The organism is Streptomyces sp. NPDC001970 (genome assembly GCF_053594115.1).
The window spans coordinates 16,863-29,009 of record NZ_JBSFDW010000059.1; the positions used below are offsets into that span (position 1 = coordinate 16,863).

Genomic DNA, 12,147 nt, shown 5'->3' on the forward strand with positions numbered 1-12,147 from the left:
CCGGTGCGGTAGATCATGGCGCGCAGCTCCTCCCGGAAGTCTGCGGCCCTGGCGGCCTGCTCGGCGGGTGCTCCCCGTCGCCGGTCAGGAAAGCCCCTGGCGGTGGAGTGGGCGAGCCGACTGCCGGACTGGCAAGCGGTCCGCGGCTCCGGCTACTGGCCTGACGACGGGCCCGTCTCAGCAGGGTCACCTGGGCGGCATGCGGTCGGTACGGTCGCAGGCGAGGGCGTTCTTGTTCGGATCTAGCCGTAGCGGGTCGTCGACACCGTTGACCTTCAACGGCAGCGTGAAATCGTGTGTGCTCAGCCATGCGCAGCGGGCCGTCGTGGTGGCCTTGACGGTGTCCGGGAAGACGGTGGGGACGCAGAGGCCGGGGGTGCCGTAGCGGTTGTCGCAGCCGGAGACGCGGACGCCGACCGGTGCCGAGGTGCGCTTCTTCCCGGGCTTTTGGGGCCGGTTGGCCAGGTCCCCCGCGAAGTCGTGGATGTGCGGGGAGGGCTGGTCGGCACCGTCCGGGGTGGACCGCAGCGCGGCGGTGCTTCCCCGGGCGTCCAGGTGGACCCACTTCGCGACCGAGGGAACGCCGTTCGCGTCGACCGTGAAGAGCATGTACCAGCCGGGCGGTGCCAGGTTCGGGTTGCTGGTGACGTTGAGGTCGATGGTGTTTCCGTCGACGGTCAGCGGCAGGTCGACGTAGCGCTGGTTGGGGTCGGACGAGTGGGTGACCGCGGCCGGGCGGATCAGTTCGGCCTTGGTGATGGTGCGGTCGACGGTGATCCGCTGAGTGCTGCCGTATGTCCAGTGGCTGTCGGCGATCGAGGTGATCTGCGGCCGGGGGCCCTTGAAGAGGTACGCCGGGGTGTAGATCGACACGATGTGGTTCCAGGTGCCGTTGCCCGGGTTGTCGCCGGTCGCCATCACACGGCCGTCCGGCAGCAGAAAGGCCGAGGAGTGGTAGCCGCGGGCCTCGGGGTCGGCGGCGACGGAGTCGAAGGTCTCGGTCTGCGGGTCGAAGAGCGAGGCCTCGTGGACGGGGTCGGCCCGGTTGTGCAGGCCGCCGCCGGTCTCCAGTACCTTGCCATCGGGCAGTAGCACGGCGGAGACGTACATTTTGCCCTGGTTCCCGGTCTGTGCGACCGGGCCCGTGCCGAGGTCGACGGTGCCCTGGGGCAGCGGCGGGCCGGGCGAGTAGACGGGGTTCGGCAGCTTGAGGTCGATCAGGTCGGTGAGCCGGCTGGCGTCGGGATTGGTCTCGATGTTGCCGCCGCCGATCGTCAGCACCCTCTGGTCCTGGGCCGGGGGCAGTAGCACGCTCGCGGACTGGTCGCGCTCGTCCTTGTTCTGCAGACCGCTGATGGGCGTGATGGTGTTGGCGGTGTAGTCGTAGACCGCGGAGCCGGTGCCGGGTGTGCCGTTGCCGAAGACATGGCTGCCCGAGTAGAAGAGCCGCCCGTCCTGCATCAGGATCATCGACGGGTACAGGCCCCAGTACGACCAGGTCTGGTTCACCTGCCACAGCGGGAGCCACTGCTCCTGGTCGGCGGACCACCTCTCGGCGGTCACCGAGCCGGTGGAGTCCTCGCGCAGGCCGCCGAAGGACAGCACGTCGCCGTTGCCCAGGGCGGTGGCCGAGGGGTACCAGTGGCCGTCGTTGAGGTCGTTGGTCTGCGTGTAGCTCTCGGTGTCCGGATCGAAGACGTAGCTGTGCTTGAAGCCTTCGTAGCCGTGCGAGCCGTTCGCGGCGGGGTAGTCCTTGTTGCCGCTCATCACGAGCACCCGGCCGTCGGACAGCTGCACATGGCCTGAGCAGAACATGTCGTCGGGGGTGGGGATGACCTTGTACGTGCCGGCCTGGGGGTCGTAGACGGCGGAGGTGAAGGTGCCGGCCGCGAAGTTGTCGGTGTCGTTGCCGGAGCCGGCGATGAGCAGCACCTTGCCGTTCTTCAGCACGACGGAGTGCATCGAGCGCACCGGGTTCTGCATGGGCAGGACGTCCCACTTGCCGTCCTCGCACTGCGCGGGAGTGCCCGTGCAGACGGGCCCGGGGGTGGTCCCGCCGACGAGTTCGGCCATGTAGTCGTCGGTGGTGACGCTGCCGACGCCGTAGACCGACACGCCCCAGGTGAGCTGGTCGGTGCCGGGCGGGACCGGCGGGGTGCGCACCTCGGCCTTGTTCCACGCGGTGCTGACGGGCGGGTTCATGAGGTCGGTCCAGTACTGCCAGCCCAGCGTGGTGTCGTGGCGGAAGAGAGTGACCGAGGTGTCGGCGGTCGTGGACTTGTACCAGACCGACAGGTCGTACTGCTGACCAGCCGTCACATGCGGTGCGCAGTCGGCGGCCTCGGTCATCATCGCCTTGCGGTCGCCGTCGGCGCGGCGGGTCAGGGCGACAGTGACCGCATTGCTCCCGGTGTGGGCGTCGGAGGTGGTGGTGAAGGTGAAGTCGTTGTCGCCCCAGCCGGACTTCTCCCAGCAGGCCGGCATGTCATCGGTGCCGGCGCTCTCGAATCCGGGGTTGATGACGAGGTTGGTGCCGGCCTCGGCCTCCTGCGGGACCGACAGCAGGACGAAGGGCGCTGCCACGGCGGCGAGGATGAAGGCGGTGGCGGCCGCGAACGGCCCGCGTACGCTCCTGGGCATCAGGCCTCCTCGATCGTTGTGCGGCCCCGGCTGCTGCGGCGCGGCAGGTAGACCAGCATTTCGGTGCCCGCAAAGCGCAGGACGAAGGTGACCAGCAGCGCGAGCGCCGTGGCCGTGAGCACGTCCACGTCGAGGCGGCCGACGAAGACGGCGATCAGCGGGATGCGCAGCAGCAGATCGGCGTTGGCGAGCAGCGCGAACCGGCCCGCCCGGTCCGCCCAGTGGCGGTGCCGGCGCCGGTCGCGGAAGAGCAGCGACTCGATCAGCAGGAAGTTCCACAGCACGCCGAACTGGTTGGCGACGATCTCGGCCGGCACATAGTGCACACCCAGGGCGGTGAGCACGGCCAGCGCCGCCAGGTTCGGCACGAAGCCGGTGAGCCCGATCAGGCCGAAGACCAGCGTCCGCGCCACCGGGGACGCGGTGCGCAGCGCCACCAGATGGGCGAGGAAGCGCATCCCCTCCCGCGCGGTCGACTTGGAATCGCCCGCGTACCGGTTCTGGAAGACGAAGGGCACCTCGGTGACGGAGCGCGGACTGCAGCGCACGGCCAGCTCCAGCAGGATCTTGTAGCCGAGCGGACGCAGCGCGCCTCTGTCCCGCTGGTCGCGCACCGCGTCGCGGCGGATGGCGAAGAAGCCGCTCATCGGGTCGCTGATGCCGCGCAGCGCCTGCGGGAACAGGCCCTTGGTGAGCCAGGTCGCGCCGCGGGAGACCGCGACCCGGTACGCCCCGGCCAGCCCCATGCGGCTGCCGCCGCCGGTGTAGCGGCTGGCCACGACCAGGTCGGCGCCCTTGCGGGTGCCCGCCTCGACGAGTTCGGGGACGAGGGACGGAGGGTGTTGCAGGTCGCCGTCCATGACCACGACCCATTCCGCGCGGGCGGCCTTCAGGCCCTCGACGACGGCTCCGCCGAGACCTCCCACCGGGGTGTCGCGGTGGATGACGGTGACGGGGAACGGGCAGTCGCGGGCCACCGCTTCGGCGATGGCGGGGGTGTCGTCGGTGCTGTCGTCGACGAAGACGACCTCGCAGCCGGTCAGCCGACCGGGCAGGGACGCGCCCAGCCGCGCCAGGAGTTCGCGGATGTTGCCGGCCTCGTTGAAGGTGGGGATGACGACGGTGACGGTGCCGGGCGCGGCCGGCGCTCCGGCCCGCAGATCCGGGTCGTCGATCTCCTCCGTTCCGGTGCTGAACACGCTCACCCAGTGCCTCCGGCGATGCGGCGGATCTCGATGCGGTCCTCGCCCAGGCCGAAGACCGCGACCGGAGTGGAGTGCTCCAGTGCAGCCCTGACGGTCGGCAGATCGACGGCGTCCCGGCGCACTGTCGGGGAGGAGACCACGTAGTCGATGTCCCGCCAGCCGCGGGGCAGCGTCCTGGCGACGGCCGGGTCGAGGTCGGCTTTGTAGAACCAGATGGCGCCATCACCGGGCTGATACCCGGCGTGGACGAGGTCGAGCCACAGGGCGTCGTCCACCAGCGCCCGGGTGCCGCCCGGGTCCGGCACGGCGTCCCGCATCCAGGCGGCGGCCGCCCGGTAGGGGGCATTGGCGTCGGCGGTCAGCGCGGTGCGGTTGCCCTCGTACCAGTGCGGTACGACGTAAGCGGCCGCTGCCGCGGCGAGCACGAAGGTGAGCCCCCAGCGGGTCGCCTTCAGCCCGCTGGGCTCGTCGACCTTGCGGCGCCTGCGCAGCACCGCGTGGGTGACGCTGGCGGCCGCTCCGGCGATGATCAGCGCGAAGAAGGGCAGCGCCTGGATCACGTACATGGCGGGCAGATAGCCCGACGGACGTATGGCGACCAGAGCAAGGGTCGCCACGGCGAGCGCGGGACCGGCCAGCGCCCTGGCCGTCACCGACCAGCGCATGACAGCGAGCAGCAGCACGGCGCCCGCGAGTCCGCCGAGCGGAAGCACGGCGTCGTAGTAGAGCCACGACTCGAGGACGGCGTGCGAGTCGGCGCCCGTGGCGAGGATGAAGCCCGAGCCATCGCGGCTCATCTGGTACTTGATGCCGTCGATCAGCGAGACGTGCCCATTCCCCGGGAACAGCTCACTGTTGAGCAGGGCATAGAGCGGATACCCCAGGCCGCTCAGCCCGCAGGCGGCCACCGCGCCGGTCACCGCGAACTTGCGGGTGTCCCGGTGGCTGTGCCGCCACATCGTCACCAGCAGCGCCGGCAGTACGACCAGCATCGTCTCCTTGCTCAGAACGCCAACGGCGCCGGCCAACCCGGCCCCGAAGTGGTGCCATAGGTGCCGGCTGGGGGACGCGGCCAGGCAGAACGCCAGCAGCATCCACATCACCGCGACGTTGTCGAGGAAGATCTCCCGCTGCAGCATCACCGACAACGGCGAAAGGCCGAACAGCGCCATGCCGAGCCCGGCCGCCCAGCGTGGCAGGCCCAGCCGCCGCGCCAGTACGAACAGCAGCACCGCGCTGATCCCGCTGACCAGCAGCATCGCGTAACGCATCGTCGCCACCGTCATGGTGGACGGGTCGATCAGCGAGGCCGGCCACGTGATGAGCGCGATCTGGATCCAGCCGGCCGGCGGGTGGTCGTACCAGTAGGTGTAGTGGGCCAGGCCCATGCCCTGCTGGACCGACCAGGCCTGAGCGATGTAGGTGCCCTCGTCGTCGCTGAACGTCGGGAAGCGCGTGATGTTCCAGCCCTGGACGGTCAGGATCACCGTCAGCAGGGCGCCGCACAGCAGCAGATCCGGGCGAGAGGTGCGGAAGCGGAATCGTGGGGCAGGGTTCTTCGCGACGGCGTGGGCGACGCCACGCGGCGCGGGCACAGCCGCGGTGGGCAGAGTAGCGGCGGGCCGGGTGACGGTCACCGGAGCACGTCCTTCCGGGTCGCTTCGGTGAGATGGGCGCCGACGTGACGGGTCAGCTCCCAGTCGTTGCGGCCGCGTTGCTCCCGCCACACCGCGCGCGTGGCGGCGCCGGCCAGAAGGAGCTGGTAGAAGGGGCCGCCCACGATGAGTTTGAGGTAGTGGACGAGACGTACCGGCAGGGCGTACTGGCGGCCGAAGTCGTGCAGTCCGACGATCTCGAAGACGAAGGTCACCATGGCGGCCAGGGCGGGCAGGAAGGTGACCACTGCGACGCCGACCGGGACGTCGAGGAACACCGCCACCGCGACGTTGACCGGGATGATCACCCCGGTGAACGCCTGGAAGAACGGCGTCATCAGGGTGTAGCGGGCGAGCATCCGCTGCCCCAGGGTGGGCAGTTGCTGCCAGTCCCTTTTGCGGTACACCTGGAGGAAGCCCTGGTTCCAGCGGGTGCGCTGCTTCATCAGGCTCAGCAGCGTGCCGGGCGTCTCCTCGCGGGTGACCATCTCCGAGTCGTACGCGACGACCACTCGCTTGCCCTTGCTGGACAGCCGCACGCCCAGGTCACAGTCCTCGGCCAGGCAGTTCTCGTCCCAGCCGTCGGCGTCGCGGAGCACTTCGGTGCGGACGAAGACGGTGTTGCCGCCGAGCGGGATGAACCCCTTGAGGGCGTGCAGGTGCAGCCGGCTGCGGAACCAGAAGAAGTACTCCAGGCAGTTGCGCAGGCTGTACCAACTGGAGTGGAAGTTGATCAGCTGGACCCCGCCCTGCACGACGTCGGCGCCGGTGACGCGGAAGGCATGGTCCACGTGGGCGAGGAGGGCCGGATGGACCTGGTCCTCGGCGTCGAAGACCCCGATGACGTCGCCTCTGCAGTACGGCAGCGCGGTGTTCAGGGCCTTGGGCTTGTTCTTGACCGCGTTGGTGTCGACCACGACACGGACCCGGTCCGGGGCGACGGCCGCGACGCGCTCGGCGACCTCGGTGGTGCCGGGGTCGTCATGACCGACGATGACGAGGATCTCGTAGTCGCCGTGCGTCGATGTCAGCAGACCGTTGACGGTGTGCTCCAGGACCGCCTGCTCGTGCCGAGCCGGCACCAGCAGGGAGAAGGACAGGCCCGCGTCCCCGTCGGGCCGCGCGAAACGGGTGGCCGCCAGCGTCTCCGGCGTACGCCAGGCATGCATCTGCCACCAAAGAGTGAACGTCGCCATCCAGAACAGCACCAGCGACGTGGCGGTGATGAGCGCGGAAAGCAAGAAGAGCCCTTCGGGTGGGCTGTTGAGCGCCACAGCTGTGAACGGATCCCCATGGGCTGGTGCCGTCGCGGAGTCGGCAATGAGAAATCTGGTCATGCTCTCGTTTCCTCGTCGCATGCGCGCGCCCCGGGCGCGTACCTGCGAAATACGGGAATCCGCACGTCACGGCAGATTTGGTGCGGCTGAATCGCCCTGCACGCCGGTCCGCTGGACGGAGACAGAAAAGTAGAACTAAACGATTCGGCGATCCGTCCGGTCGGCGCGGACTACTACGTCAGGGGTCGGCGACCGCCTCGGGACCCCAAGAGGTCCAGGAAATTGCTCAGAGTGTGCCGATGGCGGTGCGATTGACCACTTGTGCACCCCAGGCGCTTTCTCCGTGCGGCCTCACCTGCGACGCAAGCCGAGCGGATCCGAGTGGCCCGCGCCCTGCGACTGCCCTGGTACTGCAACCGGAAGCGGCCTTGCCCTTAAAATAGGAAGCTTGCGTATTCGCGGGCTCGTCGCGAAGGCGTCCTCCGGGACAACCTGAGGCATGGCCGGCCGTTTCCTCCGCCCATTGGCCAGGACCTCGGGGCTGGAAGCAGCCCCGAGGACTCGCTGTCGAGTTTTTGCGCGTCGAGCATGGTGATTCCTCTTCGTGACGGGCACTGGAAGGCGTATTCGGGCACACGCAACCCTGTCCGGCATCATTGGACGATGTGTCCGACGGGATTGGACGCTAGTTGCTGTGTGTACTGCCATGCAAGCCGCTCCTGCGGGAGATTTCCGCGTCGATTTCACGGAATGGAGAAACCAGCAGGTGAGCGGCTCATTGGTCCTGCACGGCCATCGGTGGACGTGGACTCGGGCTCACTCGTACGAGTCAGTCCAGGCCGCTGCTTGAGCAACACCTTCCACCTGGAGGCCTCCATCGCTCAGCGACGGCTCGGCGTCCACCGGACCGGCCGGGCCCCCGGCCGGGCTGGCTGATGCTCCTCGATCGCCGACTCCCGCAAGTGACGGTCCCTGATCTGCGTGAACGTGGATCGGGGCCGTTGTTGTGCGCCGGTCGTTGTCGTCCGCCGCCATCAGCGCCATGGCCCGGAGGAACTCAGCCGTTTTGGCTGCAGCCCTAGCCTCGCCGTTTCAGTTGAGGCTGCTGGGTGGCTGAGCGGGGTTGTTTGGAGCGGTGTCGGTCGGTGGGCATGGTGAGGGCCCGGCGCGGTGGGCCGGGTTCTCCAAGGTCCTTCGGGTCGCGGGTGGTCAGAAGGCGGTCGTTCAGTTGGCGGGGCGAGGCAGGGCGGCCAGGCGGTGGAATGCGGCCGCGAGTTCATGTCTCCAGGGCCAGGTCGCCGATATCCGCATGCGCAGGCGGCGGCCGCCGCGGGTGATCCGGCCGGCGACGTGCAGGATTCGGTAGCGCAGTTTCTTGGGTTCGGCGGTGGCCAGATCGCCGTCCAGCAGGAGGACGCGGGTCCAGACGAGGAGGTCGATCGCCGCGAGGCTGACTTCGAGCCAAGCGGCGTTGACCAGGAAGTGGCGGGAAGGGAAGCGGCCGAAGCCGGTGGTCTTGCCGCACCGGATGTGGTCCTCGACGGTGGCATGCCCGCGGTGACGGACCTCCAGGAACTGGGCGGAGCCCCCGTCGGCGAACGGCGTGTCGGTGAGGAAGACCTGGTGCCGCAGGCCCTCGTCCTGGTCGAACAGGGACAGTTGGGCGCCGGGGTGCGGGCGCTCGCGGCGCACGATGATGCGGGTGCCGTCCGGATAGCCGGCAAGGTCGACCATGCCGGTCAGCTCGGCGACCTCGGCGCAGGCACGCAGTGTTCCGTCCTGGTCCAGGGCGGGGTGCCAGACCTGTTCGGGCAGGGCCCGGATTGCGCGGCGGACCGGCTCGGTGACCGCGTATCCGACCGAGAAGAAGGTGCGGATTCCTCGTATCCGCAGGTCTCGGACGTGGGCGAGGAAGGCTCTCGCGGATCCGGCGCTGTCGGTGCGGACGAGGATGTCGGTCCCGTGCCGGTGGACGTCGGGGATCTGCGCGAGCGCGTCGTCCAGCACCGCGATGTGATCGGCGGCGGTGTTGGCTCCGGCGTTGCCGGGCCGCAGCTGCCCGGACATGCCCTCGCCGGTGTTGGCCAGGAAACACACCAGAGGGTGGAAGCCGAAGCCGCCTTTATAGGTGGGTGCGGCTTGGTCCTTCTCGGAGTGGCACGTCACCAGCGTGGCGTCGATGTCCAGGACCAGGCCGGGAAGTTCCCGTCCGCCGGCCTTCACCGCCGGTATGCCGGAGCGGGTCTTGGCGGCCCGCAGCCAGGCGACCTCTCGTGCCTGGGCGCGGGCCGTTCGCAGCCGAGCGAGTCCGGTCTCGTCGATGTCGGCGAGCAGCCGCCAGGCCGTCGGTGTCGAGGCGACCGGGCCGAACACTTCACCCTGGTCCCGCAGCACGGCCAGATCCGTGATGGCCTCGCCGCCATCAGCGAGCATCACCGCGAGATCGGTGGCGATCCGGCCCGGGTCGTGGCCGGTGCCGCGTGGCCGAAGTGGCCCCAACGCGGTGGAGTACGCGCTGGTCAGCCCGGTGGCATCGGCAAGATCCGCCAGCAGGCGGGACCCCGCATGGCTGACCACCCCGGCACCGTCAGCAGAGACATGAAGCTTGGGACGCGAACCGATACCGTCGGGTAGCGGGGACGCATTGCTGCGTCCCCGCCCCCTCAGAACCGTACGTGCGCGTTATCCGCGCATACGGCTCAAGCAAGCCCTGAAGGCTCTTGGGATTGCAGGGTCGCCTCGTTGCCAGAGGTGTTCGGGGGTCGTAGGCACGAGGCGTGAGCGAGGCGGAGTTGAACGCCGTCCGGTGTCTTCGCTCCCTGGTAGGCGATGTGTCGTGCCTTGATCGCCTTCCGGGTGGTGCGGAGCCATTGCTCCCACCCGGTCGGGGACTGCGGGGGCCGGTTGGCGTGCAGGAGCAGCTGCCCGCAGAGCTGGCAGCGGCCCTTTTGCATCTGAAGCAGACGCATCGTGGCCCAGTCCAGCGGCAGGGGTGCGCTTCTGCGTCGCCGGTCGGCCCAGTAGTCGGCCAGGGCTGGATCGTCCGGAGACGAGGTGCCCTTGACCAGCTGATGGCGGACTATCTTCGTCCAGGCGAACTTGACGAGGTAGGCACCGTTGTCACGGTGGCCGAACACCCATCTGTCCTGCCGGGCGGTGTTGAATCGGCCGAAGTACCGATGGGTGATCCAGTGCTTCGACTTCTTCGGATGCCTGCGCAGAGCCCACCGGTAGGTGAGCTGCCACAGGTAGGAGTCCAGCGAGGCGAACACCTCCTTGGACACCACCGTCCGGTAGTAGGCCGCCCATCCGCGAACGATCGGATTGACCGCCCGCAGGACGGCGAGGGTTTCCGCGCCCCGCAGGGCACGGGTCTCCTCACGCAGCCTGGCCCGGATCCGCCTGACGGCTGCCTTGCTGGGCTTGATCAGCAGCTTGCCGCTGCGGTAGCGGCGCACGTTGAACCCCAGGAAGTCAAAGCCGGTCTCCGCGTGGACGATACGTGTCTTGTCCTCGTTGAACACCAGCCCTCGGGGCGCGAGCCACTCGGCGAGCCGTGCCTTGACCTGCTCGGCCGCTTCGCGGCTGTGGCACATCGCCACCAGGTCGTCGGCATATCTGACCAGTACCGGGGCGTCCGGCATAATCTCTCCGGCCCGGCGGCCCGGAGGGTAGTACCGCACGCCCGCAGCCGCCTCCATCCCATGCAGGGCAACGTTCAACAGCACGGGGCTGATCACTCCGCCTTGAGGAGTTCCCTCCTTGGTCGCGGTGAGTCGGCCGCGTTCCACCACTCCGGCCTTCAGCCACTGCCGGACCAGTCCCCGGGCGGGGAAGGTGCCGAGCCGGGCCAGAAGCCGGTCGTGGTCGATGCGGTCGAATGCCGCCGCCAGGTCTGCGTCCAGGATCCACACGCGTTGCGGGTTCTTGCCGTTGAGCGTGTTGTAGATGACCCCGATCGCGTCGTGGCAGCCCCGGCCCGGGCGGAAGCCGTACGACCTCGCCTCGAACCGGGCCTCCCATTCGGGTTCCAGTGCCGCCAACGCCCGGGCCTGGTGAGCCCTGTCGATGATCACGGGAATGCCGAGCGGGCGCCGTTTGCGTCCCCCTGCCTTGGGGATGAACACCCGCCGGACCGGACGGGCCTGCCAGATTCTTCCGCGCTGCTGGATGAAGCGCGCCAACTCTGCCTTGCCCGGGGCGGTCAGCACGACCTGACCGTCGATCCCCGCTGTCTTCCGTCCGGCGTTGACCTCCGTCACCCGGCGCACGCTGACCAGCGTGTTGCTCAGGCTCCGGAGCATCAGTTTCTGCAGGTTCCTGACTTTCGCCAGGTCACCGTCCCTCGATGCTGTGAAGATGCGCTGGCGCAGGCGGCATACGTTCTTCTCCGCCTGGTCCCAGTCGATACTGTCCCAGTCCGCGAAGAAGTCGCCCTCCGGTCCGTTCACCCCGGCCGCAGCCGGGGCGTCCAACTTGTCCTTCGGCGCTGTCCCTGTCGCCATCGTCCCTCCTCACAGACTCACCCGGCTCACGTCAGCGTCCTTTCGGACCCGGAAACCTGCCCGGTATCCAGCGAGTTGGCCGAGGCGGTGGCGGAGAGGCCGCCGCTGGTGCTGTCCCGGTTTCCCCTGGCCTTTCGGCCTGCCGGCCTTCGCTTCTTGAGCCGTCCTGTCCCGCCGGAGACATCAGCCTTCCTCACGGTCAGCCCACCGCCGCCCATGCCAGAGCGGCGGCCTCCGTCGGGGTTTCCACGTTCCGCGCATGCGAGATACGACCGGAATGGGCGCCCTCTATATCCCGGGACGGCGGTGTCCTCCCGAGCGGCATGCACATCCGCCCGGCGCCTGCCGCATCTCAGCGGCCCGCCCTGCACCCTGCTGCCGCATCCCACCGGCAGGGCTTTTCTTCACGAGACGTCATCGAGGGTTCACGGGTGTTCGCCCGCCCGGTCTTCCCCTTGCCTGTTGCCGCCGGGTGGAACGGCGGAACTTCGGCTTCTCCCCGGAGCTTCGCACCCCGCCGTTACCAGCGACGCACGTCCGGGTGGGGACGGGCCATCGGACACGGACCCGGGGCTACCCTGTCGTCGGCGACATCGCCGACCCCCTCTCCAAGAGCACCCACTCAACACACGCGACCTCGTGTCGCACCTGCACGCAGAAAGTGCCCTCCGCCTGGCCCGACAGAACCCCTCGCCAACCCGGCTCGGCTTCTGCCTAGCCGCCGCTATCGGCCTACAACGCGCCCGGACCGCTTGCGAGCCGATCGGCTGCTTCTAGTACTCCAGCAGTACTTCGTGGCTTGACCTGGGGAAGCGTCGAGCGGTGGGAGTGTAGCGGGCAGGATGCCGTCACGGACGGCTTCTGC

General features: G+C 68.9%; 6 protein-coding genes. All 6 read right to left on the minus strand.

Going from position 1 to position 12,147, the window contains the following annotated elements; genetic code table 11:
* Positions 1-186: 186 nt before the first annotated feature.
* Positions 187-2,640, minus strand: coding sequence for a galactose oxidase-like domain-containing protein (locus tag ACWCP0_RS39350; protein WP_451083529.1), 2,454 nt, complete (start codon positions 2,638-2,640; stop codon positions 187-189).
* On the minus strand, positions 2,640-3,845 hold the full coding sequence (locus ACWCP0_RS39355) for a glycosyltransferase (protein WP_451083530.1): 1,206 nt from the start codon (positions 3,843-3,845) through the stop codon (positions 2,640-2,642). Before ACWCP0_RS39355 ends, ACWCP0_RS39350 begins: the two co-directional genes overlap by 1 nt.
* Complete coding sequence (locus tag ACWCP0_RS39360) at positions 3,842-5,482, minus strand: ArnT family glycosyltransferase (RefSeq protein WP_451083531.1); 1,641 nt, start codon at positions 5,480-5,482, stop codon at positions 3,842-3,844. The genes ACWCP0_RS39355 and ACWCP0_RS39360 overlap by 4 nt, the downstream gene beginning before the upstream one ends.
* Positions 5,479-6,696 carry a glycosyltransferase gene (locus tag ACWCP0_RS39365; protein WP_451083537.1) on the minus strand — a complete coding sequence of 406 codons (1,218 nt, stop codon included), beginning with the start codon at positions 6,694-6,696 and terminating at the stop codon, positions 5,479-5,481. Before ACWCP0_RS39365 ends, ACWCP0_RS39360 begins: the two co-directional genes overlap by 4 nt.
* A gap of 1,305 nt (positions 6,697-8,001) precedes the next feature.
* Positions 8,002-9,399, minus strand: a complete 1,398-nt coding sequence (locus tag ACWCP0_RS39370; RefSeq protein WP_451083538.1) for an IS1380 family transposase — start codon at positions 9,397-9,399, stop codon at positions 8,002-8,004.
* Between the two features lie 77 nt (positions 9,400-9,476).
* The gene (gene ltrA / locus ACWCP0_RS39375) at positions 9,477-11,282 is read right to left on the minus strand and encodes a group II intron reverse transcriptase/maturase (protein WP_451083532.1); all 1,806 of its coding nucleotides are present in this window, start codon (positions 11,280-11,282) and stop codon (positions 9,477-9,479) included.
* Between the last annotated feature and the right edge of the window lie 865 nt (positions 11,283-12,147).

What these genes read in the sequence shown, in the direction of transcription:
- ACWCP0_RS39350 (WP_451083529.1), bottom strand. Translation starts at nt 2,640, where the DNA reads ATGCCCAGGAGCGTACGCGGGCCGTTCGCGGCCGCCACCGCCTTCATC.
- ACWCP0_RS39365 (WP_451083537.1), bottom strand. Translation starts at nt 6,696, where the DNA reads ATGGCGACGTTCACTCTTTGGTGGCAGATGCATGCCTGGCGTACGCCG.
- ltrA (WP_451083532.1), bottom strand. Translation starts at nt 11,282, where the DNA reads ATGGCGACAGGGACAGCGCCGAAGGACAAGTTGGACGCCCCGGCTGCG.